Raw genomic sequence first — 26,134 nt, 5'->3', positions numbered from 1 at the left:
GCCAAATGAAATTTTCTGAACAGCTGAAAGCGGGCGTCATCCTCGACAACCCGATTTTCATGCAGACCATCGGTCTGTGCCCGACGCTGGCTACCTCCACGTCCCTTTCCAATGCTATCGGCATGGGCGTGGCAGCGACGATCGTTCTGATCGCTTCCAACGTCGTTATTTCCGCACTGCGTAAGTTTATTCCGGATAAGGTTCGTATTGCGTGCTTCATCACCATTATCGCAACCTTCGTTACTTTGATCGATCTGTCCCTGCAGGCGTTCGTGCCCAGCCTTGCGGCTTCGCTCGGCCTGTTCCTGCCGCTGATCGTTGTTAACTGTATCATCCTCGGCCGTGCAGAGGCGTTTGCATCCAAGAACAAGGTGCTGCCCTCCGCGCTGGACGGTGTTTGCATGGGTCTGGGCTTCACCTTCGCGCTGGTCCTCATGGGCTTCTTCCGTGAGCTGCTGGGCGCGGGCACCATTCTGTCCGGCCTGTCCACCCTGCTGCCGTTCCTCGCGGGCGTTATCCCGGCGGAAGGCTTCGCCATCCCCGGCCTGAGCGCCAACCCGGCGGTTATGATGATTCTGCCGGCCGGCGGCTTCCTGATGATGGGCTTCATCTTTGCAGCGATCCAGAAGATCATGGCCGGAAAGGAGGACAAGTAAATGTTTAACTTTCCTGATGCAATGGGCCTGACCGAAGTGCTGTCGCTCGCGGTAGCGTCCATTCTGGTCAACAACTACATCCTTGTTCAGTTCCTCGGCTGCTGCTCGTTCTTCGGCGTTTCCAAGAAGACCGATACGGCTATCGGCATGGGCATGGCGGTTGTATTCGTTATGGCGCTGGCAAGCGCCGTGTCGTGGGCGGTTTGGTACTTCATCCTTGAGCCGCTCGGTCTGGACTACATGCAGACCATCGCGTTCATCCTGGTTATCGCAACGCTCGTACAGTTCGTTGAGATGTTCATGAAAAAGTCGATGCCGGCCCTGTATTCCGCGCTCGGTATCTTCCTGCCCCTGATCACCACCAACTGCGCGGTACTCGGTGCAGCCATTTCGAACATCGACAACGGCTATTCGTTCATCGGTTCTATGGTGTACGGCGTGGGCGCCGGCCTGGGCTACACGCTGGCGATCGTTCTGTTCGCTTCCATCCGTGAGCGTCTGGACGCGACTGCCAAGTGCCCCAAGTGCTTTGAAGGTTTCCCGATTGCGCTGGTTTCCGCGGCGCTGCTCGCGATGTCCTTCATGGGCTTCTCCGGCCTGTCGATCTGGTAAGCAAGGGGGAAAGATAAGAAATGGATATCAATAATATCATTGCAGCGGTCGCGGTCCTGTTTATCATGGGCATCGTGTTCGCCATCCTGCTCGGCATCGCGGCCAAGGTGTTCGCGGTCGAGGTAGACGAGCGCGTACCGCTGGTTCGTGAGTGCCTGCCGGGTGCAAACTGCGGCGGCTGCGGCTTCCCGGGCTGTGACGGTCTGGCGGCTGCGATCGTAGAAGGCAAGGCGCCGGTCAACGGCTGCCCGGTCGGCGGCGCAGCGGCTGCCGCCAAGATCGCGGAGGTCATGGGCGTCGCGGTCGAGGCTGGCGAGCGCAAGGTAGCGCACGTTTACTGCAACGGCGGCTGCAACGCGGTTGATAAAACCAAGTACGAAGGCCTGCAGGACTGCACCGCAGCGATGCGTGTTGCCGGCGGCCCGAAGGCTTGCGCTTACGGCTGCATGGGCCTCGGCTCCTGTGTCAAGGCTTGTGCGTTTGACGCGATCCACATTGTGGACGGCGTTGCCAAGGTCGATACCGACAAGTGCGTGGCTTGCGGCAAGTGCGTCGCGGCCTGCCCGAAGAAGCTGATCAACCTGGTGCCCGAATCCAAGAAGGTACACGTCAACTGTGTCAACAAGGATAAGGGTCCGGAAGTCATGAAGGTCTGCTCGAACGGCTGCATCGGCTGCAAGATGTGCGAAAAGACCTGTAAATTCGACGCCATCCATGTGATTGACGGCGTGGCCAAGATCGACTACGACAAGTGCAAGAACTGCAAGATGTGCGCCAAGGCTTGCCCGAAGGGCTGCATCGAGCCGGTGCCGACCGAAGAGGAAAAGGCCAAGTTCAAGGAAATGCAGGCAAAGCAGGCGGCTGCCGCCAAGGCCAAGGCTGAGGCTGCCAAGGCTGCTGCGGAAGCGCCCGCTGCCGAAAAGGCATCCGAGGACAAGTAATGGATTATCTGCATCCGATATTGGATGACGCTGCTATCGCCCGCATGTCGAGCCTCGCGCTCGCCCATGTGGGCGATGCCGTTTATGAAGTGCTGGTGCGCTCGCTGCTGGCGAGCGACGGCTTGCAGACCGCCAAAAACCTGCACCGCCGCACGACCCAGCTGGTCTGCGCGCCCGCGCAGGCCGAAGCGGTGCAGCGCATCCTGCCCCTGCTGGACGAACATGAGCAGGAGGTTTACCGTCACGGCCGCAACGCCAAGCCCAAGAGCGTGCCCAAGAGCGCCTCGTCCGCCGAGTATTCGCAGGCGACCGCGCTGGAAGCACTGTTCGGCTGGCTGTACCTCAAAGGCCGGTACGACCGCATCAACGAACTGTTCGGCGTGATCGCCGAAGGGTTTGAAGAATAAAAAAAGAACCGCCCGCGGGCGGTTCTTTTTTTCGCGCCGGAAGGCGCGCATATAACGGAAAAAGCCAGAAAATGAAGTATTTTATTCGTCCGCTTCGCGGTCGCGCATCTCCTCGCGCTTGATCTTCTGCTCGTTGACGAAAACGCGGTGCTGCAAACGGCACAGCTCCTGCGCCAGCGGGTCGGGCAGATGAATCTGGTCGAGGTCGTAGGACGGCACGCGCTGGCCGTCGATCTTGACCACGCGCGCTTTAACGCCGACGACGGTCGAGTTGGGCGGCACTTCCTGCAAAACGACCGCGTTCGCGCCGATGCGGCTGTTGTCGCCCACGGTGAACGGACCGAGCACCTTCGCACCCGTCGAGATCAGCACGTTGTTGCCGATCGTCGGGTGGCGCTTGCCGGTGTCGTGGCCCGTGCCGCCGAGCGTGACGCCGTGGTAGATCGTGCAGTCGTCGCCGATCTCGGCGGTCTCGCCGATGACGATGCCCATGCCGTGGTCGATGAACAGACGGCGGCCGATGGTTGCGCCCGGGTGGATTTCGATGCCGGTCATATGGCGGGCAAACTGTGACAGCGCACGCGCCAGAAAGAAATGCTTGTGTTTGTACAGCCAGTGCGCCTGCCGGTGGTAGATCAGCGCGTGAAAGCCTTGATAAAGCAGAAAGACTTCGAGTGTGGTGCGCGCGGCGGGATCGCGGTCGCGGATCGAGCGCGCATCATCAAGCAGCCCTTTGAAAATCATAAAAAATCATCCTATCAAAATAGTGTGAATTCATAATACCATCCATTATAGCGGCTTTGGCATGAAAATTCAAACCTTTGATTGAAATTCGTAAAAAAAGTGGTATAATGTAAGAAGATTTTGCTGAATAAAGGAAGATTATTATGAAAATTACTGTCATGGGTCTGGGCTATATTGGCCTGCCGACCGCGATCACGCTCGCGGAAGCCGGTTTCGAGGTCTGCGGCTTTGATGTAAACGAAAAAACGATCGAAACCCTTCAGGGAGGGCATATCCATATCGTCGAGCCGGGTCTGCAGCAGGCGTTTGAGATCGCTGTAAAGCACGGCCATCTGCACTTCTCCAAGGAGCTGGGCAAGTCCGACGTGTTCTATATCGCGGTGCCGACCCCGTTCTATCAGGACGAGACCGGCAGCCACAAGGCGGATCTGAAATATGTCGAGTCTGCCGGCCGCATGGCGGGCAAGGTGCTCGAAGCGCCCAATCTGGTCATCCTCGAGTCCACCGTGCCGCCGCACACGACCGAAATGCTCGCGCGCGTGCTGAGCGAGGAGTCCGGCATCGACATGGACAAGATCCACGTCGCGCACTGCCCGGAGCGCGTTATCCCGGGCAACATGATGTATGAGCTCAAGAACAACGACCGCATCGTCGGCGCCCGCACACCGGAAGCTGCCGAAATGGCCGCGTCCATTTACGAAAAGGTGCTCGAAAAGGGCGTTGTCCACAAGACTGACGACCTGACCGCCGAGATGTGCAAACTGACCGAGAACACCTTCCGCGACGTCAACATCGCGTACGCGAACGAGCTGTCTGTTATCTGTGACAAGATGGGCATCGACGTGTTCGAGCTGATCAAGCTCGCCAACTGCCATCCGCGCGTCAACATCCTCAACCCGGGCGTCGGCGTGGGCGGCCACTGCATCGCGGTCGATCCGTGGTTCATCTACGAGCAGTTCCCGGCCGAGGCCAAGGTCATCCTCGCCGCGCGTGAGCGCAACGAGAACAAGCCGCGCTTTGTGGCCGAGAAGGTCGTTTCCAAGATGGGCAAGGTGACCGATACGGTCGGCGTGCTCGGTCTGTCCTACAAGCCGGACGTGGACGACCTGCGCGAATCCCCGTCGATCGAGCTGTGCCACATCCTGCAGGAAAAGGGCGTCAAGGTGCTCGCCTGCGAGCCGTTTGCGAAGGACAGCGAAGTCAAGGGCATCCCGAATGTCTCCTTTGACGAAATTCTCGCCAAGGCGGATTATCTGGTCATCACGCTCGGCCATACGCTGTTCAAGGAAAACAAGGACAAGATCGCCGAAAAGCCGTATTACGACTGCGTCGGCCTGATGGAATAACAGAGCACAACAGAAAACGGCACAGCGAAAGGCTGTGCCGTTTTTTATACGGCGGGGCGTGGGTTTTGCCGCAAATTTGCGTAGATAGAAGTAGAAGGCAAAAAGGAGAGAGCATGGAGAAAGGAGGGGACGGTATGGACGACAGGATCTGTCAGCTGCTTTCCGCGGGCGATCCGGAGGGCGTGACGCTGCTGCAACAGCAGTACGGCCCGATGGTGCAGTACATCGTGCGCGGCATCCTGCGCGACGCGCGGGACACGGAAGAGTGTGTCAGCGATGTCTGGCTGCGCGTGTGGGAGCGGTTTGCATCCTTCGACCGGACAAAGGGCACGCTTGCCGCATGGATGACGGTCGTGGCGCGCAATGCGGCGGTGGACCGGCTGCGCCGCCGGCGCGCGGCGGACCAAGCGTGGGACGAGCAGGACGGCGCCGCGCCCTCACCCGAGGAAGAGGTGCTGCGGCGCGAGCGCACGCAGCTGCTGCAAAAAGCGGTCGATGCGCTGGGTGCGGCCGATCAGCAGCTGTTTTACCGCAAGTATTACTATCTCCAGTCCACCGCGCAGATCGCGGCGGAGATGGGGCTGACCGAGCGGGCGGTCGAGGGACGGCTGTACCGTCTGCGCCGCCGCCTGCAAAAAGCGTTGGGAGGTGACGCGCTATGACCGGACCGGAACGGGACGAATTTGATCGGATGATCGAACAGGACATCGCCGGGACTGTGCCTGCGCAGAGCGTGGTCGAGGAGGTCAACCCGTGGCACGAGCCGATCGACCGCATCGCATGGGGCCTGACGCTGACTGGATTTACGCTGAATTTCCTGTATCTGCAATATCTGCTGCCCGCAGTGGGCGTCGTGCTGCAATATCTGGGCTTCCGCGCGCTGCGGAGAAACGGCGCGGCGTTCCGCGCGGCGTGGGTCATTTCCATGGTGCGGCTGATTTGGTTTGCGGTCTTTCTGGTGCTGGAGGCCACACCCGGCCTGCCGGTCGTGGGGATCGATCTGGCGGCCGGTCTGACGAGCTTGGTCGTGCAGGTCGTGCAGCTGCTGCTTCTGCGGGCGGGCCTGCGGCAGGTGTATCAGAAAGCGGGCATCACGCCCCAGAGCGACCCGCTCAGGAGTGCCGTGTGCTGGCAGATCGTCTGCGCGGTGCTGGCGTTCTCGCCGCTGGCCCACAGCTGGCTGGTGGGCATCCCGGTGATCATCGCCTTTGTGTGCATCGTGCGCGCACTGTTCCGGCTGGGCGGCGAGCTGAGTCAGGCGGGGTACTGCTTTGTCGCAGCGCCCGTGCGCCTGAGCGCGGGCTGGGTTAAGCTGTGCTACCTCGGCGGCTGCCTGATGCTGGTGCTGGCGGCATGCGTGCTGGTCAGCCACCCGCCGTTGGACGAAACGCCGATGGAGGAACACGGAGAAACCGAAATCCGGCAGCAGCTTGCTGACCTCGGCGTGCCGGACGAAGTGCTGGCTGACCTCGCGGACGAGGACGTGCGCGCGCTGGACGGCGCGTTTTATATCGAACGGTATGAAGAAATGCAGACATTCCATACCGGAAAAGGCCATGAGGACAACATGGTGCTGCCCGAGGCCGAAGCCGAGCTGCCGCATGCATCTCCCCGCTCGGAACAGCGCGACAAGGCGCGGGCCGCGGCCGACCGATGTCCGATGCTGCGCGTCCATACGGTCTATCTCGAACTGCCGGAGGACCGCATGGCGGTGCTCAACTGGTTCCGCTGGGAGCGGGGCAGCGCGTATTGGGGCGATGCGTTCCGAACGGTTGCCTATAACGACCTTGGCGCGGAGGTGGTCGGCGCCAGGATGGTCTATGACCGGAAGGGAATAACCTACACCGCGCCCGTGCCGGATCTGACAGATGGCATGGTGACGGCAAACGGGTATTTCGGGATGAGAGACAGCCGGCAGATCAGCGGCACGGTCAGCTATCCCTTTGGCGCGGAAAACCCGCGCGGCTATGTGCTCTATGTGATGTATCTGGATGAAAACAGCCTGTATGGCGGCACCAATTTTGTGTATTACCATGCTGCGCATCCGTTCCGGCTGCCGTATCTGACGCCGCTCGAGCGGGCGAGCAGGACGTTTGACGACGCCGTTTGGAATCACTATTCCAATTACAGCGCGCAGCGGTTATACGAGCAGACTGCGGCGCAAATGGACGACGAATTGTGACGATTTTGTGATTTTGCTTGTATCGACCCCGAAAAGGTGCTATACTGATTAAAGTCTGTTTAGATTACGCAATTAAGGAGAGTCGGAATATGAGCAAAATGGTACAGCGCGCCATCGCGCTGGTTGTGATGCTGGTCGTCGCGCTGGGCGGCACCATCTGGGGCGCTTCGAGCACGACCATCCGCTATCAGCCGCTGAACAGCGGTGCGCCGGTCGTCATGACCGTCAACGGTGACGAGGTGTGCGCGGATGAGTACGCGGGCTACATGCTGTACAACATGGCCTATTATGAGAATATGTATGCGCAGTTCGGCATGAGCGACGTGTGGTCGGATGACTATGCAGCCGCAACGTTGGGCGCGTCCATGCCCGCGGCGGCAAAGGACCAGTCGGTCTATGCGCGCGTGGTTATGCAGAAGTATAACGAGCTGGGCCTGAAGATGACCTACGATCAGGAAAAGCAGATGAAGCAGCTGATTCAGGATGCGATCGATGCCAACGGCTATGACGCGTTTGCCAAGCAGATCGCGCACTTTGGCTTCTCGGAGCAGACCTACAGCAACTTCATGTACATCAGCCAGTGCTATCAGGCGCTGAACGACTACTACTACGGTGAAAACGGCGTAAACGTGCCGAGCGACGACGAGCTGCGCCAGTATTTCAGCGACAACTACATTTCCGCCAAGCACATCCTGATCTCGACCGTGGATTCCACCACCGGCGAGACGGTCCGCACGGATGCGGAAGCCAAGGCGGAAGCGCAGAAGATTCTGGACCGCATCAACGCGGGTGAGGACTTCGATGCGCTGATGAACGAGTACAGCGAGGACCCGGGCCTGTCCGGCAATCCGGATGGCTACATCTTCACTGAAGGCGATATGGTCACCGAGTTCTATGACGCGGCCAAGGCGCTGGGCGACGGCGAGGTGTCCGGTCTGGTCAAGTCGGACTACGGCTATCACATCATCAAGCGCGAGCCGCTGGATGTGGACGGCCAGTTTGAGAACTACAAGAGCCTGCTGACGACCGCGGTTGCCGGCACGATGGACGATCTGCTGAGCCAGTGGATGCAGGAAGCCGATGTGCAGACGACCGAGACCTACGATGAGATCACCTATCAGAACGTCCGCGACTATCTGCCGGCGGACGTGCAGGAAACCCTGAATGCGGTGGATGCGGCGAACGCTGCCGCGCAGAGTGAGGAGCAGACCGATACGGATGCAGCCCAGTCGGACGAATCGACCGATACGGATGCAGCGCAGTCGGATGCATCGACTGATACGGCAACGACCGAGACCGACGCTGCCGCGCAGTAAAACAAAACAGAAAAAGGACGCCCTTTGGGGCGTCCTTTTTGTCTGTCTGGGGTCAGCCCATCTGCCACGCGAGCGGGGTGCGGCCGAAAAAGCTGTTGTGGAACAGGGTAAGCGCCGCCCAGGTGGCGCGGTCGGTCACGCCGGTCTGCGGCAGCTGGAACACGCCCTGCGCTTGGCGCACGCCAGCCTCGGTATCCGCGTCGTATTCGCCGGTCAGCGGAACGGGCAGTGCGTTGCCAAAGTGCGGCGTGGCGGTGCCCAGCATGAGCTGGAGCACAAAGACCGCGGGGCCTTTGTCGCCGCGCGCAAGCTGGCTGGCCGCGCCCGCCGGGAAAAAGTTGACCGCGGCGGGCAGCGCATCCAGCGTGGTCAGCGCGAGATAGGCTGCGTAGATCGCCGTCCAAGTGTCGAAATCCGCCGTGCCGGTCACGGGCAGGCGGCCCCGCCGCTGGAATTCCCGCACGGCCGCGGCCGTTTCCGGACCGAAGATGCCGTCGGGCGCGAGCGGCTGGGCCGCGCCCTGCTCCTGCTGGATGCGGCGCAAAAACCGCTGCAAATCATAGATATGGGTGCGGCGCTGGCTGTCGGTATACATCAGGCGTTTCCCTCCTCTCCGACCGGATAGCCCGGATATTGTCCTTCACTGGTCTGCGAGGCGGTCAGCACGTCGCGCGCGAGCAGAGCCATTTCCTCCCATGTCAGCGGGCCGATCGCGCCGGTGGCGGGCAGGCCGGAGATCGACTGGATGACCGAGATCGCGTTTCGGGTCGCGGGGCCGAAAATACCGTCCACGGAGACGGCGGGCACCTCGGGATAGCCGCGCGCGATGATGTTGATGATCTCCTGCGCCTGACGCACGGCCTCTCCGCGCATGCCTTCGACAAGGAAGATGTCCGGCAGGCCGGCGACCTCCTCCAAAAAGCCCTGATCGGGCTGCGCGGCCAGCACGGACTGGTAGGTGGACACCAGCGCGTTCCAGGTGTTGCGGCCGACGATGCCGTCCACGGTCAGGCCCATCATGCGCTGATAGGCTTCGACGGCTTCGCGCGTCTGCGGGCCGAAAATGCCGTCGATCTGGCTGGCCTGCCAGCGCGGCAGCTGGTCGTAATACTCGCCGACGATGGCGAGGAAATACTGGAGCAGCTGCACGCCCGGTCCGCTCGCGCCCTCCCGCAGCGTTTCGGGGAACTGGCGCGAGATTTCGTCGAGCAGCAGGCCTTCGCTGTCCAGTTCGGAGAGGCGCTTGACGTTGTTGTAGATGAACGCGATGCGGTACCACGTCGCGCGGCCGACGATGCCGTCCACGCCGAGGTTGAACTGCTTCTGGAAGGCGCGCACGGCGCGCTCGGTGTCCGCGTCGTAGATGCCGTCCACGGGGTAGATCTTGGGGATGTTCGGGTAGTTGGTCGAAATGCGGTTGAGGCGGTTCTGGATGGTGCGCACCTCTTCGGACACGTCGCCCAGCCGGAAGGTCACGCCCGGCCACGATCCGCCGAGGTTGGGCGCGATTGGTGCATTCCGCACAATGTTGATGTCGTCTCCATAGTAATATCGCACAATTTCCTCCGCAGTCAGGCCCTGCTCGGCCAGCGGCACCGTGCCCCATTGGCTCAGGCCGCCGGGACAGGTGACCGTTGTGCCATTGCAGTATTGGGCAAACAGCGGCTCGATGGCGTCGCCGCGGGTCAGGTAGCTGTTGAACATATCGTCCACGATGGTGGAGATATTCTCGAAAATGTCGCGCCCGGGCACAAAAGATTGGTCGTAGCGCGTGGAGTTGGTGATGTCAAAATCATAGCCCTGCGCGCGGTACCATTCGGTGAACACGCGGTTGAGCGCATAGGAGATCTGCGCGTAAATGTTGGCGCGGATGGCTTCCTCGGGCCAGGTCGGGTAGATTTCGGACGAGGCAACGTTTTTGATGTAGTCGGCAAAGGGCACGGTGATGTTCTGGGCAGCGGCCGAGGGTGCGCCCAGGTGCACCGTGATGGTTTCCGGGATGGTCACCGGGGATTGGGGCAAATTGGATCACTCCTCTGCATTGGTTTGGTCGTGGTACAGCACCTGCGGATCACCCGTGGCGGTCAGGTCGGTCTGGCCGGAGGACTGGTTTTCCGGCAGCGGCGTGAGTGCCACGGGCAGCACGGCGGGCACGCCGGAAAACATGGTCACATGCAGCGCGGTCACCGGGGTGTAGCCTTCGCGCGCGACCTCCACGGTGTAGACCGCGTAAGGCAGGCCGCTGTCGGGCGTCATGGAGTTTGCACGCGGCGGGGTGGGCAGCGTCATGGGCGGCGTCATGCCGCCCGTATCCGTGCGCACGGAATAGAGCAGATCGCGTGCGCCGGTCTCGTCCGCCGCGGTGGATACCGTGACCGAGGCGTCTGCCAGCGGCAGCGCGCCGAGCGCGGTTGTGACGATTACGCGCAGCACGGCGGAATCTTCAGCGGGATTGGGCATGGGCAAAACCTCCTTGCGGGGTGGGATGGGATGATGTATACTATCCATAAGACATGGGAAAGACAGGGAAAAGGTATGCAGGACGAAAAAACATTGCTCGCCATGTGCGAAGAAGAGGAAGAACGGCTGCAATTTGAGCAGTTTTCCCGCGCGGATGCGCTGGCGCTGGGGCTCAAGATCCATGAAAATGCGAAAAAGCAGCCGGTTCCGGTGGCGATCGAGATCACGGTCAACGGCCTGGTTGTGTTCCGGTACTTTCCGGACGGCGCGCTGCCGGACAGCGAGCTGTGGCTCGCGCGCAAGCGCAATTCGGTCGAACTGATGGAGATGTCGTCCCTGCATTTTCTGGCATGGCTGGAGCAGAACGGCGAGACGCTCGAGAGCCGCAAGCTGCCGGCAAACGAATACGCGGCAGGCGGCGGGGGATTCCCCATCCGGCTGCGCGGCACGGGCGTGATCGGTTCGATCTGCGTATCCGGCCTGCCCGACCACCGGGAGGACCACCGGCTGGTGGTGGACACGCTGGCCGAATTCCTGGGCTGACAGAGATGCGAGAAAATGACCGCTTTGCGGTCGTTTTCTTGTTTCGGCGGTTTTGCGGCCGGTCAGACCAGCCGCACCTTGTATTGCCGCAGCCAGCGGTCGATCTGGATGATATAGGCGAAGATCTGCGGGGTGCGCATGAGTTGGCCGTACCACGGCTCGGTCAGGCTTTCCGGCTGCTCCATCAGCGCTTCGACCGCGCTGCGGTTGAACAGCTGCGCGGCGAGCGAGTCGCTGTCCTGGAAGATGCGGCGGACATAGTCCGCGCACAGGCGGGTATAGGCTGGATGGAAGGTCTTGGGGTACGGGCTTTTCTTGCGCACTACAATCTCTTCGGGCAGTTCGTGCGCAAATGCGCGCCGCACAATGCCTTTTTCGCGGCCGTTCAGCGCCTTGAAATCCCACGGCATGTTATAGGCGTATTCCACGATGCGGTGGTCGCAGAAGGGCACACGCACCTCAAGACCCGAGAACATGCTCATGCGGTCCTTGCGGTCGCGCAGCGTTGCAAAAGGATACCGATCGATAAAAATCAGCAATCTGTTAAAAAACCGTGAAAAAAAGCTATACAGTGCGGGCGAAAAATGGTATGCTTTTTATAAGAAACAACGAGGATGAAACGGACAAGGAAGAACGATAGCATGGAACTTTTGAAAGAACGAATCAGAAAAGACGGCGTGATCAAAGAGGGAAATGTGCTCAAGGTGGACAATTTCCTCAACCATCAGATGGATATCGAGCTGTTCAACGAGATCGGCAAGGAGTTCAAGCGGCGTTTTGCCGACGTCAAGATCGATAAGATCCTGACCATTGAGGCTTCGGGCATCGGCATTGCGGCAATCGCGGCGCAGTATTTCAATGTGCCGGTGGTGTTTGCCAAAAAGTCGCAGTCGATCAATCTGGACGGCACGATGCTGTCCGCGCCGATCGAATCGTTTACCCACAAGCGCAAATACGAGGTCATTGTAGCCAGCCGCTTTTTGAAACCGGACGAGAATGTGCTCATCATCGACGATTTCCTCGCCAACGGCTGCGCGGCGATGGGTCTGTGCCAGATCATCGAGGCGGCGCATGCCAAGGTCGCGGGCATCGGCATCGTGATCGAAAAGGGCTTCCAGTGCGGCGGCAAGATGCTGCGCGAAAAGGGCCTGCGGGTCGAGTCGCTGGCGATCGTGGACGGGATGGATGCGGCAACCCAGACCGTGCGCTTCCGGGACTGACCGAAAAACACGCAGAAAACCGGCTGATACAGCCGGTTTTGCCTTTTTGCGGGGCGCGTGCGCACCACCGGTTTGCGTCAAACAAGACAAGAGAGGGCGGTCTGCGGCGCGGCCGGTTGGCCCATTTGTAGAAAATGCGGCGCGGATGCAAAAAAACGCGAAAACCGTGTGGGAGAACGGGCGTTTTTTTGTTATAATGGAAGCACTTCATTTCACAGAAAACGGGAAACAGGGAGGATAAAATGGAAAAAGAAAAACAGCAAAACGGTGCGGCAGCCGAAAAAAACTTTTTCGGGCCGTATAATTTCCTCGGCAAGCTGCCGTTGGGACAGGCGATCCCGCTCGGACTCCAGCATGTGCTGGCGATGTTCGTGGGCAACCTGACCCCCATCCTGATCATCACGAGCGCCTGCGCCGCGATGAGCGATGCGGAGCAGTTCGCTTCGATCCAGGTGTCGCTCCTGCAGAACGCGATGCTGGTGGCGGGTCTTGTGACGCTTGTGCAGCTGTTCGCAATCGGCCCGATCGGCGGCAAGGTACCGATCATCATGGGCACGAGCTCGGGCTTTATCGGCGTGTTCCAGAGCGTTGCCAACGTCATGGGCGGCGGCATTCTCGCCTATGGCGCGATCATGGGCGCGTCCATCATCGGCGGTTTGTTTGAAGGCGTGCTGGGCTTGTTCCTCAAGCCGCTGCGCCGGTTTTTCCCCGCGGTCGTCACCGGCACGGTCGTGCTGTCGATCGGCCTGTCGCTCATCAGCGTGGGCGTGGCTTCGTTCGGCGGCGGTTCGGGCGCGAAGGATTACGGCTCGGTCGAAAATCTGCTGATCGCGCTGGCGGTGCTGGTCGTTATCCTGATCTTCAAGCACTGCACTAAGGGCGTATTGAGCTATTCCTGCATCCTGCTGGGCATCATCTTCGGCTATATCCTGTGCGCGGTGCTGCCGCTGTTTATCTCGCCCACCGGCGTGACTGCCGACGGCGTGGAGTACACCAAGGCATGGGTGCTCAACTGGGATAAGGTGGCGCAGGCAAGCTGGTTTGCCGTGCCGGAGATCCTGCCGGTCAAGCCGGTGTTTGACATGCGCGCGATCGCACCCGTTATGATTATGTTCATCGTCACCGCGGTCGAGACCGTGGGCGATATCTCGGGCGTCATGGAAGGCGGCATGGGCCGCGAGGCGACCGACAAGGAACTGTCCGGCGGCATCATCTGCGACGGCCTGGGTTCTTCCTTTGCGGCGGTGTTCGGCGTGCTGCCCAATACCTCGTTCAGCCAGAACGTCGGTCTGGTTACGATGACCAAGGTCGTCAACCGTTTCGCGCTGGCGTGCGGCGCGATCTTCCTCATCCTGTGCGGCCTGCTGCCCAAGCTCGCGGCGATCGTTTCCATCATGCCGCAGAGCGTGCTCGGCGGCGCGGCGGTCATCATGTTCTCGTCGATCGTCATGAGCGGCATCCAGCTCATCACCCGTGAGCCGCTGACCGCGCGCAGCATGACCATCGTATCGGTCGCGCTCGGTCTGGGCTACGGCCTCGGCGCGAACAGCGCGGTGCTGGCCGGCCTGCCGCAGGCGGTGCAGCTGGTATTCGGCGGTTCGGGCATCGTGCCGGCGGCGTTCGTTGCGATCATCCTGAATGTGCTGCTGCCCAAGGAGAAAAAGGCAGAGAACGATTGATTTCTGTGAAACCAAAAAGCGCCTCCGCATCAAGCGGAGGCGCTTTTTTGTCATTTGTTCGCCGCGCCGTAGTGATAGGTGCCGCGCAGGCGGATCAGATAGCGCACGGAAACCACAAGGCCGAGCAGCTCGGCGGCGGGCACGGCCAGCCACACGCCGGTCTCGCCCAGCAGCAGGGGCAGGAGCAGCAGCATGCCGACCAGAAACACCAGCGTGCGCGCAAACGAGATGATCGCCGAGACGCGGCCGTCCGAAAAGGCGGTGAACAGCGAGGACGCGAAAATGCTCACGCCCATGAACAGGAAGGACGCGGCGTACAGCGGGAAGCCCGCGATCGTGATGGCAAACACGCGGCTGCCGGCATCGGTGAACAGCGTAAGACTTGGCCGGATGACCGCGAGCGAAAGCGCGGTGCAGCACACCGAGCACAGCAGGACAAACCCCATGCAGTAGCGGAACAGCCGCCGCAGCTGCGGCGCGTCCTGCGCGCCGTATTTGTAGCTGAACACGGGCGCGACGCCCATCGAGAAGCCGAAAAACACGGCCGTGAACACAAACTGGAAGTACAAAACGATCGTGATCGACGCGACACCGTCCTCGCCCCAGTAGTGCAGGAAGATCAGGTTGAACAGGTAGGTCGTGATGGCGTTTGCGATGTTGGTGACCATTTCGGACGAGCCGTTGCCGCAGGCGAACAGCAGCATGCGCCAGTCCGCGCGCGGGCGGACGAAAAACAGCGTGCCGCGCCGGTTGCACGAGAAAAAGATCAGCCCGGCCACGGCGGGCACGAGGTAACCAAGCCCGGTGGCGACCGCCGCGCCCGCAATGCCCCAGTGCAGCCGCGCGATGAACACATAGTCCAGCACAATGTTGGTCAGGCCGCCGCCCACGGTCGCCGCAAGGCCCAGACCGGGCCGGCCCGCCGTGATAAACAGTGTCTGGAAGGCGGTTTGCAGGAAAAACGCGGGCGAAAACAGCAGCAGGATGCGCGCATAGGTGCAGCACAGCTCGAATTGCGCTTCGCTCGCGCCGAGCGCACGCACAATGGGGTCGAGCGCAAACAGCCCTGCCAGCAGGAACACCAGACTGACGGCAACCGATACGATCAGCAGGAAAGAAAAGTTGTGCCGCGCTTTTTCCGGCGCTCCTTCGCCCAGCTGCCGCGCGATGACCGCGCTGCCGCCCGAGGCGAGCATGATGCCGAGCGCCATTTCCAGACAGTTGAGCGGATAGGTCATGTTGACGGCAGAAAGCGCCAGCGTGCCGACATAGCGGGAGATAAACATGCCGTCCACGATGGTATACATGGACAGGAAAACCATCATAATGATATTGGGCAGCGCAAAGCGCATCAGGGAAGGCAGGGTAAACTGCCGCGCCAGTGCGTTATGTTCCGGCATGACGGTGCACCTCCTCATCCAATCGTTCGACAAAAGCCAGATTGCACTCAATGAAAATATCGGTCAGCGGCTGCCCGAGTGAGCGCAGCGCGCTGGATTCGATCTCGTACAGTTCATGCAGACAGCCGTCAGCATAGGTATGGCCGGCTTCGGTCAGACAGACGACCTTCTGCTTGCTGCCGGGCAGCGGCTCGAAGCGGATGTAGCCCAGCCGCTCCAGCTCCTTGATGATGGTGTTGACCGTTTGCTTAGGGATCAGCCATTCATCTGCGATCTGCTTTTGCGTGCATTTGCGTGACTGGGCGAGCGCGTAAAGCGTCATCATGGTGTTGTAGCTCATGCCGTGCCGCTTGGCCCAGGTGCGGTACAGTTCGGTCATCTTGCAGATGCAGGTGTTGAGCTGCTCCATTTTGGCACGCAGTTCCATAGGATATTCCCTCCAACAGTCCGAATTCGGATTATAGTATAGTACGGTTTCGGACCAAAGTCAAGCGGGAAAAAGGGAAACGCGGTTTCTTTGGAAAAATAGTGGAAACCGCTTTGGAAAACCCGTTTGCTATGGTATAATGACTGCAAAGAAGACCGAAAATGAACCGTGACGGCAAGGCGGCTGTGGGCCGCCGGACGCCGCAAGGACAGGATACGGGAAAATGAGGACGGAAGGATGAGAAAGGTGCTTTCGATCAATCAATATGTACGGGCGCAGAGCCTGGACGAAGCATATACACTTTGCCAAAAGAAAAATAATGTGGTGTTGGGCGGCATGCTGTGGCTCAAAATGCAGAAACGGAACATCGGCACGGCGATCGACCTGTGCGATCTCGGGCTGGACAAAATCGAGGAAACCGAAACCGCATACCGCATCGGCGCGATGGTGCCGCTGCGCGCACTTGAGTTGCACGAGGGATTTGCAAAACTCACGCAGGGCGCGATGGAGGAAGCGGTACGCCATATCGTCGGCGTGCAGTTCCGCAACTGCGCAACGCTCGGCGGCAGCCTGTGGGGCCGGTTCGGCTTTTCCGATGTGCTGACGCTGTTTCTCGCGTTGGACGCGCGGGTCCGGCTGCACCACGCGGGAGAAATGGCGCTTGCGGACTTCGCGGCGCTGCCGCGCACGACGCGCGACATTCTCGTAGAGGTCATTGTGCCCAAGACGGCGGGACGGGTGGTTTATCTGTCCCAGCGCAACATTTCGACCGATTTCCCTGTGCTGACCGTGGCGCTTGCCGCGCGGGACGGGGCGTATACCTGCGTCATCGGCGCGCGGCCCATGCCCGCGGCCGTGTTCGCGGACGAGAAGGGACTGCTCGCGCAGGGCATCACCGAGGACAGCGCGCGTGCCTTCGCGGAGGATATCGCGTCGCGCGCGGCGCTCGGCGGCAACATGCGCGGCAGCGCGGACTACCGGCGCGAGATCTGCAAGGTGCTGGTGCGCCGCGCGGCGCTCGCACTGGCAAAGGAGGGATAAGGCATGGAGATCAAACTGACACTCAACGGCAAGCCGCTGTCCGCCGAGATCGAGGCGGACACGCTGCTGATCGACTTTGTGCGCGCGCATGGCTGCTATTCGGTCAAGCGCGGCTGCGAAACTGCAAACTGCGGCCTGTGCACCGTGCTGCTGGACGGCACGCCGGTGTTATCGTGCAGCGTGCTGGCCGCGCGCGCGGCGGGACACCATGTCCAGACGCTCGAGGGCTTACAGGAGGAGGCCGAGGACTTTGTCGGCTTTATCGCCGATCAGGGCGCGGAGCAGTGCGGCTTCTGCAACCCCGGCTTTGTGATGAATACGATCGCGCTCTTGCGCGAAAACCCCGACCCGACCGACGACGAGATCCGCGCGTATCTCGCGGGTAACCTGTGCCGCTGCTCGGGTTATGAAGGCCAGCTGCGCGGCATCCGTGCCTATCTGGACGGCAGAAAGGGGGAGGCGTGATGGCGGAGAACAATTTTCGCGTGGTAAACCGGCCCGTCCGCAAAAAGGACGCGATGCAGCTGCTGCTGGGCAAGCCCGCTTATGTGGACGACGTCACCCCGCACGACTGTCTGGTCGTCAAGGTGCTGCGTTCGCCGCACGCGCATGCGCTGATCGAGGAGATCAACACCGATATTGCGTGCAAGGTGCCGGGCATCGAGTGCATTTTCACCTATAAGGATGTGCCGCAGAAGCGGTTTACCATGGCGGGCCAGACCTTCCCCGAGCCGTCGCCCTACGACCGGCTGATCCTCGATCAGCGGGTGCGCTTTGTGGGCGACGCGGTCGCGATCGTCGCGGGCGCAACCGAAAAAGCGGTCGATAAAGCGTTAAAACTCATCAAAGTAAAGTATCAGGTGCTCGAGCCGGTGCTGGATTTCCACACGGCGAAGGACAACAAGATCCTGGTGCATCCCGAGGATAATTGGCGCGCGCTCTGCCCGGTCGGAGCGGACAACCAGCGCAACCTGTGCGCGAGTGAAACCTGCGGCGACGGCGACGTGGACGCGGTGCTGGCCGACTGCGACGAGGTCGTTGAGCACACCTACCACACCAAGGCCTGCCAGCAGACCATGATGGAGACCTTCCGCACCTACACCGAGATCGACCACTACGGGCGGCTGCACATCATTTCCTCGACGCAGATCGTGTTCCATGTGCGCCGCATCATTGCAAACGCGCTGGATATCCCGAAAAGCAAGGTCCACGTTGAAAAGCCGCGCATCGGCGGCGGCTTCGGCGCGAAGCAGACCGTGGTCGCTGAGGTGTATCCCGCGCTCGTGACATGGAAAACCGGCAAGGCGGCCAAGATGATCTACTCCCGCGAGGAATGCCAGATTGCAGGTTCGCCGCGCCACGAGATGGAAGTTCGCGTGCGTGTCGGTGCAAATAAGGACGGCGTTATCCGTGCAATCGACGTCTATACGCTGTCGAATACCGGCGCATTTGGTGAACACGGCCCGACAACGGTCGGCCTGTCCGGCCACAAGTCCATTCCGCTCTACACCGGCAACCTCGAGGCGTTCCGCTTTGCGTATGACGTGGTATACACCAACGTGCAGGCCGCGGGCGCGTACCGCGGCTACGGCGCGACACAGGGCATTTTCGCGGTCGAGAGCGCGGTCAGCGAGCTGGCCGACCGGTTGGGAATCGACCCGGTCGTCATCCGTGAGCGCAACATGGTGCGCGAAGGACAGGTAATGACCGCATATTACAACGAGCAAGCCAACGCCTGCGCGCTCGACCGCTGTATGGAGCGCTGCAAAGAGCTGTTCGGCTGGGACGAGAAGTATCCCGTGCGCGACATGGGAAACGGCAAGGTGCGCACCGCGGGCGTCGCGATGGCGATGCAAGGCTCGGGCATTTCGGGCGTGGACGTGGGCTCCGCGACCATCAAGCTGAGCGACGAGGGCTTCTACAACCTGTCCATCGGCGCGGCCGACATGGGCACGGGCTGCGACACCATCCTTGCGCAGATGGCGGCCGAGTGCCTGGACTGCTCGGTGGACGATATTGCGGTGTTCGGCGCGGATTCGGACGCGTCGCCCTATGACTCGGGCTCGTATGCGTCCTCGACCACCTATGTCACCGGCAAGGCGGTCGAAAAGGCGTGCGCGCAGCTCAAGGAAAACCTGTGCCGGATTGCCGCGGGCATGCTGGACTGCGACGTTTCCGAGGTCGAATTTGCCGGCAAGTCGATCAAGAAGCTGGACGGCACGGGCGAGGTTTCGCTCTTTGACATTGCCACCAAGTCGATGTGCGGCAACGGGATCGCCGCGGAGGCGACCGCGTCCAACTCGTCGCCCGTCTCGCCGCCGCCGTTCATGGTCGGCATGGTCGAGATCGAGCTGGACAAGGAAACCGGACAGGTGGACGTATTGAACTATGTGGCGGTCGTGGACTGCGGCACGCCGGTCAACCCGCATCTGGCGCGTGTGCAGGTCGAAGGCGGCTTGGTGCAGGGCATCGGCATGGCGCTGTTTGAGGACGTGACCTACGAGCCGACCGGCCGCATCATGGAAAATTCCTTCATGCAGTATAAGATTCCGACGCGCCTCGATATGGGCAAGCTGCGGGTTGAGTTTGAGTCGAGCTACGAGCCGACCGGCCCGTTCGGCGCGAAGTCGATCGGCGAGATCGTCATCAACACGCCGTCGCCCGCCCTCGCGCATGCGATCGCACACGCGACCGGTGTTTGGCACCGCGAGCTGCCGATCACGCCGGAAAAAGTGCTGTGGGGCATCAAGAAGGGGCAAGAATGAAGCATATTCTGTTTCTGGCGTCGGGCAATAGCCGTCGGTTCGGCGAAAACAAGCTGCTGTATATGCTGGACGGCAAGCCGCTCTACCGGCATGGGCTGGACACGCTGGCGGAGCTGATGCACGAGCGGGACGACTGCACGCTGACCGTGGTTTCGCGCTATGCGGCGGTGCGCGCGGGCGCGCAGGCGCTGGGCGTGCGCGCGGTGGACAGCCCGGAGAGCGAAAAGGGCTTGTCCTACACCATCCGCGCGGGGCTGGACGCGATTGACGTGCAGGACGGGGATTTTGTCGTGTTCGTCGTGGCCGACCAGCCGTACCTGACCGGAAAAACGGTCGCGCACTTGCTGGACGCGGCAGCGCCCGGCGTGCGCATGGCGCGCGTGGTGTTCGGCGAGCGGCGCGGCAACCCCAACCTGTTTTGCGCGGCGCTGGTGCCCGAACTGTACGCCCTGCGGGGCGACGAGGGCGGCCGCGAGCTGCTGCGCGGCGCGGACTGCGTATTGGTGCAGGCGGGCTGCGAGCGGGAACTGTACGACGTGGACACTCCGGCGCATGCCGCCGGTACGCCGCAAAGGTAAGAGCCGGCGCATCCGGATAATACAAGCAAAAAGACGTTCCTTTTGGGAACGTCTTTTTTTATGTGCTGCCGTAGGGCGCGCGGAACGTGATATCCACGCAGTCCTCATCGACCAGCACGCGCTCGATCGCCGCGCGCGCAATCTGTTTCTTTTCCGGGATGGTGTAGGACGGCCATTCGGTCAGCACAGCGTCAAAAACCGGCTGCAAATCCGGGCCCTGCGCTTGCAGCAGCAGGGCGTCTCGCTGTGCGCGGAGCGCGGTCAAGCGGCCGTTTGCGGCGTGGATCTGCGCGGACAGGATCTGGATGACGTCGGTCTCGCAGATCTGGGCGAGGTTGCGGGTCAGCTGACGGATCTCCTCTTCCAGCTGGGTCATTTCGATCTCCAAGTGGTTAACCTGCGCGCTGCGGCGCTGTGGCGTCTGAATGGCGACCGTGCGGTAGCTTTGCAGAAAGAGCAGCAGCTGGATCTCGACGGCGTGTTCGATCTGCTCGAGCGTGACAACTTTGCTGCGCCCGGGGCAGACGGCGTTGCCGCGCTTGTGTCCGCCGCAGTTGATGTAATGGCCGCCTCTGCCGGCCGGTTTGTTCACGACCGTGATGGCGTAACCACATTTGCGGCACTTCATCAGGCCGGAAAGCCAGCTGTGCGAGCCGGAACCGCTGTTTTTCAGCCCGTGGTTTCGGTCGAGTTTGTGCTGGACGTCCAGCCACAGCGCGGCATCGACAAGCCCTTCGTGCGGCGCGAGCGTGACAAAACTGCCGGACAGATCGGTGAATTTCCGTCGGGTGACAGGCTGGCCCGGCGGGACGGCGTGGAGCGGGGCATAACAGTAGCAGCCGCGCTGCTGGGTATAGGCTTGGATCGGGTCGTTCATGGCGGCGCCTTTCGCTTGTAAATAGCGGTAGACCGCGGCGTCCGCCCGGACAAAGGCCGGATTGCGCAGCAGCCGGCCGAGCGGCAGTGTGGACCAGCTGCCGTCCCGCGCGGTGCGCAGCCGGTTGGCGTTCAGCCAGCGCACCAGAGAGCCTAAGGTTTCACCCTCTTCCAGATAGCGCTGATACAGCTGCGCCACGAGCGCAGCCTGCGCCGGCTGGGCGACATAGCAGGCGGTTCTCTTGCCGTCCACCGTGGTTTCCCCTTTGCGGAAGCCGAACGGCGGCCGCCCGCCCAAATACATGCCGGTTTTGGCGCGGGCAAAGTAGTTATCGGTGACGCGGCGCTGGATGGTTTCGCGCTCGAACTGCGCGAACACCATCATGATCTGCGCCATGACGGTGCCGGAGGGGGAGTCGTCCAGCGTGATGCCCTCGGTGACCGACTGGAAATGCACGCCGCACGCGGATAACTGTGCGCACAGACCGGTGAAATCGTGCACCGAACGGCTGATGCGGTCGAGCCGGTAGACCAGGATTTTTTTGATCTGCCGCCGTTCCGTGTCCGCAAGCAGCTGCTGCAAGGCCGGGCGGTTGACATCTTTGCCGGAAAACCCCTTGTCGGTATACAGTTTGCAGTCCGCCAGCTCGCGCGCGGTCAGCGCGTCGCGGCAGATCTGTGCCTGCTGCTCGACCGAAATGCTGTCCGCCCGCTCGACGGATTGCCGGGTGTAGATGGCGACCATGGTCAAGCTCCTTTCCGGATTGCAGGGGGCATGTCGGTTTACGAGGGACGTGCGGGCGCGCTGCCGGACGTCGGCGGGCGGTCGAAGCCCTGGCGGATGCGGATGATCTGCGCCTTGAGTGCGCCGGGACTGGGCGCATCGGGGCTTTGGGAGATGCGGGTGGTTGTGGTCATGGATGCGATCCCTCCTCACCCATATGTATGCGTCGGGCGAGGACAACATGCGCCGCGGACCGGCCGCGCTGCCCCAAAAAGCGAACGGAGCATCCTTCCGATGGCCGGAAAAGATGCTCCGCTCACTGTTGAGGGGGTTGCATTGGGTGTCAGTTTTTGGAACGGCAGCTTTCACGCTCAATGATCTCGTAGGATAACGTGAAAGATGCCATATCGTGGGTCCCCTGGATGGCCAGGAGTCGTTCGATGCTTTTTTGCGCAATGAGGGTGAATGGCTGGTGCACGGTGGTCAGTCGGGGGCGGAGCTTCTCGGCCAGCGAATTGTCGTCAAAGCCGAGCACGGAAATGTCGTCCGGCACGTTTTTGCCGGCGTCCTGCAGATAGGCAATCGCCCCGGCCGCAGCGTCGTCGCTGAAGGCGAAGATGGCGCTGATCGTGGCTGCCTGCTGCAAAAGCTGCTGCGCGCCCTTGTAGCCCGCCTCAAAGGTCAGGCCGCCATGCACGATACGGGTTTCGGGCAGGCTGAGCCCAGCGTCTTCCATCGCCTTTTTGCAGCCGGTGATGCGCTGGAATCCCGAGCTGATGGCGTGGCTGTTGTCCGAGATGACGCCGATTTCCTTGTGTCCGATGCCGATCAGGTAGTTCATCCCGTCGTAGGTGGCCATCATATCGTCGATATGGACCGAGGAAAACCGTCGGCCGACCGCCAGCGCGCCGCACACCACGATGGGGATATTCTGCCGGCTCAGGGCGTCGGAGATCGGGTCCTCCGTGCTCTCGTGCAGCAGGATGATCCCGATGGGCGAGATCGCCTGGATCAGCGAAAGGGTATTCTGTGGGGTTTTCTCATCCATGATGAGGAAGACCAGCTTTTTCTGTAAATAATCCGCCTGACGGCGCAGCTCCTCCACCATATCGGCGAAAAAGGTGTGCTGCAGGTGCGGAAGGAGGACGGCGATGGTTGCGTTGTTTTTGCGGCGCGTGCGATACCCGTCCGGCGGGTGATATCCGGTCTTTTTGGCCACCTTTTCGATCTGTTTGCGCGTTTCTTCGCGGATATTGCCCTGTCCGCTGAAGTAACGGGAGATGGTGGCGGGGGAAACGTTGCACAGTTGGGCGAATTCTCGGATGGTCATGTCGGGTCACTCCTCATCGCCTGTGATCTTCTATCCGTTCAACAGGCTGCGGTATTTTTCAGCCGTTTCCAGAAGCTCGTTTTCGGTACAATACGCGGTCAGACATCCGGTTCCGGTGATGCATTTCCCGCCGGTGATGTTGCCGAACAGGATGCTCTCTTTAAAATTATAACCGTGGTACAGCCCATAAATCAAGCCCGAAAGAAACGCGTCGCCCGCGCCGGTGGAGTCCTGATGGACATATTCCGCAATGTTGGGGATCAGGGTGTTTTTGCCGTTTTCCTGAATGAGGCAGCCGTCCTTGTCCAGTTTGACGATCACATGGTCAAAGTAATCGGCCAGCACGTTGGCGGCGGCGGCAGGCGTGGAGGTGCCGGTGATTTTCAGCGCTTCCTTTTGGTTGGGCGTATAGTAATCGGCCAGTTCGATATAGTCGATATACTTTTCCAGACTCAGGTCGTCCTCCCAGCCGGTGTCGAAGATCAGCGTGGTGCCCTCTTTTTTGAGCGTGCGGTACACATCCAGATAGCCCAGATGCATTTCCACGATCCGCGCGCCGTGGGAGGCTTCATAGACCGCCTGCTTCATATCGTCGGTGATGGGAATCTGGTCGCTGAAGGAGACAAAGGTGCGGTCGGCCGGGGTGAGGATGACGGCGGTGATATTGAGCGGGATCTTGTCACCGTGGTACAGGTTGACCGGCTGAACATGGCTTTGTGCAAAGACCGAGCGGGCAAAGTCGGAAAACATATCGCTGCCGAGCATGGTCTGGATGCGCGTGGGCACGCCCAGACGGCCCAGATTGATCAGTGTGGCCGGGATGCCGCCGCCCATTTGCAGGGTGAACGATTCGGAATACAGCTCTTCTCCTTCATTGGGGATGCGGGGGAGACCGGAGAAAATCAGGTCGATATTGGTGTTGCCGACACCGGAAACAAACATGTTCCTTACCCCCGTTCTGTCATGTACGGTGCGTTGAGTTCAAAATATGCGTCGGCCAGATTGCACGCGATGGAATAGGAATTGACAAGCGGGTGCAGCATCAGGCAGTCGATGGCCGCTTTTTTGTCGCGATGAATGATCGCCTGCGCGGCCAGACGTTCGTAGCACTTGACGCGGTGGATGATCTCGAGCGCGCGAGGATCGGGATCGGGAACGGCGTGCGGACGGCAGCCTTCGCGCGAGATATCGCAGGTCGATTCGATGATATCCGTGTCCGCCAGACCCGGGATGGCGCCCTGATTGGGCACGCACAGGATCATGCTGCCGGGCGTATTGGTCTCGACCAGCTCGATGAAGCGGAGTGCAACACCCGCGTATCCGCCGGCGTCGCCGTCATAAATATCGAAATGCCACGGAGTATCCCGCTTGATGCCGGTCTCGTTGGCCATGTAGGCGTTTTCGCGCTGGCCGTACCAGGATTCATAGCACTTCAGGCAGTTTTCAAAGTCGTTTTCAATGTCCATCTTAGACAGCTCGGCGGTCATGCCGCGGTTGATGCGCTCGATCGTTTCGCCGCGGGTGACACCGGCGTGCAGGATGTTGGCGACCGCCTGCTCCCGGTAAAAGTAGTAGTAGAGATATTCGTTCAGGATGCAGCCCATATGCCGGAGCAGATCCTGTCCGAAAAAGCGCATATCGGTATGCTGGTAGGCGTCGCTGCGCTCGATCAGCTCGGGCACGATGTCGCGGCCGTCGAGCATGATCTGGCGGAAAAAGGACAGGTGGTTCAGACCGTAGCACTCTCCGGTGACCGCTTCGGGGGCGCAGCCATAGAGGTCGGCAAACTGATGCAGCATGCCGCTCGGTGCATCGCAGATGCCGTAAGTGAAATCATATCCGAGATCGCGGAGCGCCTGCGACACCACGCCGGCCGGGTTGGTGAAGTTGAATACCTTGACCGAAGGTTTGGAATATTGACGAATCAGCTCGCAATACTGCGCAAGCGCCGGGACCGAACGCATGGCAAACGACAGGCCTGCCGCGCCGGTGGTTTCCTGCCCGAGGACGCCTTGCGCCAGCGCGATCCGCTCGTCACGCACGCGCATGTGGTCGCCGCCGACGCGGATGGTGGTGATAATATAGTTCGCATCCCGAATGGCGTCGATCGCGTTGGTCGTCAGCCGGAAAGACAGGTCGGGGTTGAGCAGGCGGGACACATGCGCCGCCATACCGCCGTAAATGCGCAGTTTTTCCGGATCGGTATCCATAAAAACAAGCTCTGTGATATGCAGGGCCTGTGCACGCTGGGCAATGCTTTTTGCAAGGAACATGGAGCGGACGCCGCCGCCGCCAATAACGGTAAGTTTCACAGAAATTCCTCCCATCTGTATTTCTGAAACATGGAGTGATCGTTATTAGTATATCGGGCACAGGGAGATGCTTCAATTGTCGGAAACAACAATCTTTGTTTCTGAAACGACAATGCGGAGACGATGGGGAAAAACAAAGGGATAAGAGGAGAGAGATCCGAATGACACGGGAAAAGTTGGTATATTTTTCCGTATTGCTGAAAAAACCATGGAAAACCGTAGGATATTCTTGATTTTCACTGTGGAACACGGGGATTTGTGAACAAAGTTTGTTTCAGAAAAAAACGACGGATGGGATACTTGCAAAAATGACGGAACACAAACCGGAAAAACATAATTAAAAGTTGGCTATCTGCGCACAATATCGCAGAAATTGGCGTTGTGCATAATTTTACGGGGAAATTTTGGCGCTTAATTGAACTTATTGACAAGGAATGGTTTGTTATTATACTTAAAAACATGGACGCCAGAAAAACATTCCGTTTTGCAGCAAGAAATTTCAAAACAAATGAAGAAACAACAAGCGCCCGTCATAACAGGCACAAGGTTGAAGGAAAGGGGCGAGGCTCGGGGAA

27 protein-coding genes are annotated in these 26,134 nt (G+C 60.4%); 15 read left to right on the top strand and 12 right to left on the bottom strand.

From position 1 onward, the window contains the following. The first annotated feature begins 5 nt into the window (after positions 1-5). From rsxE to EJL02_RS10200, 4 genes are read left to right on the top strand one after another with little or no spacing between them, the layout of a single operon-like run. The gene (gene rsxE / locus EJL02_RS10215; protein WP_125116306.1) at positions 6-656 is read left to right on the top strand and encodes an electron transport complex subunit RsxE; all 651 of its coding nucleotides are present in this window, start codon (positions 6-8) and stop codon (positions 654-656) included. Further along, positions 657-1,268 (top strand): electron transport complex subunit RsxA, encoded by a 612-nt coding sequence (gene rsxA, locus EJL02_RS10210; protein WP_243114456.1) that lies wholly within the window; start codon positions 657-659, stop codon positions 1,266-1,268. 20 nt (positions 1,269-1,288) lie between these two features. Continuing rightward, the gene (locus EJL02_RS10205) at positions 1,289-2,209 is read left to right on the top strand and encodes an RnfABCDGE type electron transport complex subunit B (RefSeq protein ID WP_125116305.1); all 921 of its coding nucleotides are present in this window, start codon (positions 1,289-1,291) and stop codon (positions 2,207-2,209) included. Further along, positions 2,209-2,616 carry a Mini-ribonuclease 3 gene (locus EJL02_RS10200; protein ID WP_125116304.1) on the top strand — a complete coding sequence of 136 codons (408 nt, stop codon included), beginning with the start codon at positions 2,209-2,211 and terminating at the stop codon, positions 2,614-2,616. Before EJL02_RS10205 ends, EJL02_RS10200 begins: the two co-directional genes overlap by 1 nt. Positions 2,617-2,697: 81 nt before the next feature. Here the strand turns inward: EJL02_RS10200 and epsC are convergent, their stop codons facing one another. Beyond that, entirely contained in the window at positions 2,698-3,357 is a 660-nt protein-coding gene (epsC, locus tag EJL02_RS10195) for a serine O-acetyltransferase EpsC (protein ID WP_125116330.1), read from the bottom strand. A gap of 146 nt (positions 3,358-3,503) precedes the next feature. Between epsC and EJL02_RS10190 the strand changes: the two genes are divergently transcribed. The 4 genes from EJL02_RS10190 (at position 3,504) to EJL02_RS10175 (ending at position 8,204) form a co-directional block, all read left to right on the top strand. Further along, positions 3,504-4,706: a nucleotide sugar dehydrogenase gene (locus EJL02_RS10190; protein ID WP_125116303.1), complete on the top strand. Its 1,203-nt coding sequence runs from the start codon at positions 3,504-3,506 to the stop codon at positions 4,704-4,706. Positions 4,707-4,840: 134 nt separating this feature from the next. Beyond that, complete coding sequence (locus EJL02_RS10185; protein WP_164510382.1) at positions 4,841-5,368, top strand: RNA polymerase sigma factor; 528 nt, start codon at positions 4,841-4,843, stop codon at positions 5,366-5,368. Further along, the gene (locus tag EJL02_RS10180; RefSeq protein ID WP_125116301.1) at positions 5,365-6,888 is read left to right on the top strand and encodes a hypothetical protein; all 1,524 of its coding nucleotides are present in this window, start codon (positions 5,365-5,367) and stop codon (positions 6,886-6,888) included. Before EJL02_RS10185 ends, EJL02_RS10180 begins: the two co-directional genes overlap by 4 nt. Before the next feature lie 89 nt (positions 6,889-6,977). Beyond that, on the top strand, positions 6,978-8,204 hold the full coding sequence (locus EJL02_RS10175) for a peptidylprolyl isomerase (protein ID WP_125116300.1): 1,227 nt from the start codon (positions 6,978-6,980) through the stop codon (positions 8,202-8,204). Positions 8,205-8,256: 52 nt separating this feature from the next. Here EJL02_RS10175 and EJL02_RS10170 read toward each other — a convergent pair whose 3' ends face one another. Genes EJL02_RS10170 through EJL02_RS10160 form a run of 3 tightly spaced genes read right to left on the bottom strand, consistent with a single transcriptional unit; the run spans position 8,257 to position 10,664 of the window. Beyond that, positions 8,257-8,799: a peptidoglycan-binding domain-containing protein gene (locus tag EJL02_RS10170; RefSeq protein WP_125116299.1), complete on the bottom strand. Its 543-nt coding sequence runs from the start codon at positions 8,797-8,799 to the stop codon at positions 8,257-8,259. Next, entirely contained in the window at positions 8,799-10,226 is a 1,428-nt protein-coding gene (locus EJL02_RS10165) for a peptidoglycan-binding protein (RefSeq protein ID WP_125116298.1), read from the bottom strand. Before EJL02_RS10165 ends, EJL02_RS10170 begins: the two co-directional genes overlap by 1 nt. A 6-nt stretch (positions 10,227-10,232) precedes the next feature. After that, positions 10,233-10,664: a hypothetical protein gene (locus EJL02_RS10160; RefSeq protein WP_125116297.1), complete on the bottom strand. Its 432-nt coding sequence runs from the start codon at positions 10,662-10,664 to the stop codon at positions 10,233-10,235. A 75-nt stretch (positions 10,665-10,739) separates the two neighbouring features. Here EJL02_RS10160 and EJL02_RS10155 point away from each other — a divergent pair, with 75 nt between their 5' ends. After that, positions 10,740-11,207, top strand: coding sequence for a heme-degrading domain-containing protein (locus tag EJL02_RS10155; protein ID WP_164510381.1), 468 nt, complete (start codon positions 10,740-10,742; stop codon positions 11,205-11,207). 62 nt (positions 11,208-11,269) lie between these two features. Here the strand turns inward: EJL02_RS10155 and EJL02_RS10150 are convergent, their stop codons facing one another. Beyond that, entirely contained in the window at positions 11,270-11,746 is a 477-nt protein-coding gene (locus tag EJL02_RS10150) for an asparagine synthase-related protein (RefSeq protein ID WP_243114455.1), read from the bottom strand. Positions 11,747-11,848: 102 nt separating this feature from the next. Here EJL02_RS10150 and EJL02_RS10145 point away from each other — a divergent pair, with 102 nt between their 5' ends. Both EJL02_RS10145 and EJL02_RS10140 read left to right on the top strand, forming a co-directional pair. Further along, positions 11,849-12,427: a xanthine phosphoribosyltransferase gene (locus tag EJL02_RS10145; RefSeq protein WP_125116295.1), complete on the top strand. Its 579-nt coding sequence runs from the start codon at positions 11,849-11,851 to the stop codon at positions 12,425-12,427. A gap of 242 nt (positions 12,428-12,669) precedes the next feature. After that, positions 12,670-14,106 (top strand): uracil-xanthine permease family protein, encoded by a 1,437-nt coding sequence (locus tag EJL02_RS10140; RefSeq protein ID WP_125116294.1) that lies wholly within the window; start codon positions 12,670-12,672, stop codon positions 14,104-14,106. 50 nt (positions 14,107-14,156) lie between these two features. Here EJL02_RS10140 and EJL02_RS10135 read toward each other — a convergent pair whose 3' ends face one another. Together EJL02_RS10135 and EJL02_RS10130 are read right to left on the bottom strand one after the other, a co-directional pair. After that, positions 14,157-15,506: an MATE family efflux transporter gene (locus EJL02_RS10135; RefSeq protein WP_125116293.1), complete on the bottom strand. Its 1,350-nt coding sequence runs from the start codon at positions 15,504-15,506 to the stop codon at positions 14,157-14,159. After that, positions 15,493-15,933, bottom strand: a complete 441-nt coding sequence (locus EJL02_RS10130) for a MarR family winged helix-turn-helix transcriptional regulator (protein ID WP_125116292.1) — start codon at positions 15,931-15,933, stop codon at positions 15,493-15,495. Before EJL02_RS10130 ends, EJL02_RS10135 begins: the two co-directional genes overlap by 14 nt. A 237-nt stretch (positions 15,934-16,170) precedes the next feature. Here EJL02_RS10130 and EJL02_RS10125 point away from each other — a divergent pair, with 237 nt between their 5' ends. The 4 genes from EJL02_RS10125 to EJL02_RS10110 are packed head-to-tail and all read left to right on the top strand — an operon-like array spanning position 16,171 to position 20,317. Continuing rightward, the gene (locus EJL02_RS10125) at positions 16,171-16,974 is read left to right on the top strand and encodes an FAD binding domain-containing protein (RefSeq protein WP_442858012.1); all 804 of its coding nucleotides are present in this window, start codon (positions 16,171-16,173) and stop codon (positions 16,972-16,974) included. Positions 16,975-16,977: 3 nt separating this feature from the next. After that, entirely contained in the window at positions 16,978-17,439 is a 462-nt protein-coding gene (locus EJL02_RS10120) for a (2Fe-2S)-binding protein (protein ID WP_125116291.1), read from the top strand. Then, positions 17,439-19,739, top strand: coding sequence for a xanthine dehydrogenase family protein molybdopterin-binding subunit (locus EJL02_RS10115; RefSeq protein WP_206426965.1), 2,301 nt, complete (start codon positions 17,439-17,441; stop codon positions 19,737-19,739). The genes EJL02_RS10120 and EJL02_RS10115 overlap by 1 nt, the downstream gene beginning before the upstream one ends. Continuing rightward, a complete protein-coding gene (locus tag EJL02_RS10110; protein WP_125116289.1) occupies positions 19,736-20,317 on the top strand; it encodes a nucleotidyltransferase family protein in 582 nt (193 codons plus the stop codon). The genes EJL02_RS10115 and EJL02_RS10110 overlap by 4 nt, the downstream gene beginning before the upstream one ends. A gap of 58 nt (positions 20,318-20,375) precedes the next feature. Here EJL02_RS10110 and EJL02_RS10105 read toward each other — a convergent pair whose 3' ends face one another. The 5 genes from EJL02_RS10105 to EJL02_RS10090 form a co-directional block, all read right to left on the bottom strand. Continuing rightward, a complete protein-coding gene (locus EJL02_RS10105) occupies positions 20,376-21,938 on the bottom strand; it encodes a recombinase family protein (RefSeq protein ID WP_164510380.1) in 1,563 nt (520 codons plus the stop codon). Between the two features lie 38 nt (positions 21,939-21,976). Further along, on the bottom strand, positions 21,977-22,111 hold the full coding sequence (locus EJL02_RS14595) for a hypothetical protein (RefSeq protein WP_279221212.1): 135 nt from the start codon (positions 22,109-22,111) through the stop codon (positions 21,977-21,979). Between the two features lie 149 nt (positions 22,112-22,260). After that, positions 22,261-23,247 carry a LacI family DNA-binding transcriptional regulator gene (locus EJL02_RS10100; RefSeq protein WP_125116287.1) on the bottom strand — a complete coding sequence of 329 codons (987 nt, stop codon included), beginning with the start codon at positions 23,245-23,247 and terminating at the stop codon, positions 22,261-22,263. A gap of 30 nt (positions 23,248-23,277) precedes the next feature. Then, the gene (locus EJL02_RS10095; RefSeq protein WP_125116286.1) at positions 23,278-24,189 is read right to left on the bottom strand and encodes a carbohydrate kinase family protein; all 912 of its coding nucleotides are present in this window, start codon (positions 24,187-24,189) and stop codon (positions 23,278-23,280) included. 5 nt (positions 24,190-24,194) lie between these two features. Further along, positions 24,195-25,559, bottom strand: coding sequence for a family 4 glycosyl hydrolase (locus EJL02_RS10090; protein ID WP_125116285.1), 1,365 nt, complete (start codon positions 25,557-25,559; stop codon positions 24,195-24,197). Positions 25,560-26,134: the final 575 nt, after the last annotated feature.

It is taken from the genome of Agathobaculum sp. Marseille-P7918 (assembly GCF_900625105.1).
Taxonomy (GTDB): domain Bacteria; phylum Bacillota; class Clostridia; order Oscillospirales; family Butyricicoccaceae; genus Agathobaculum.
The sequence above is the reverse complement of the archived record's forward strand: the minus strand, read 5'-3'. Positions and strand labels throughout refer to the sequence as shown.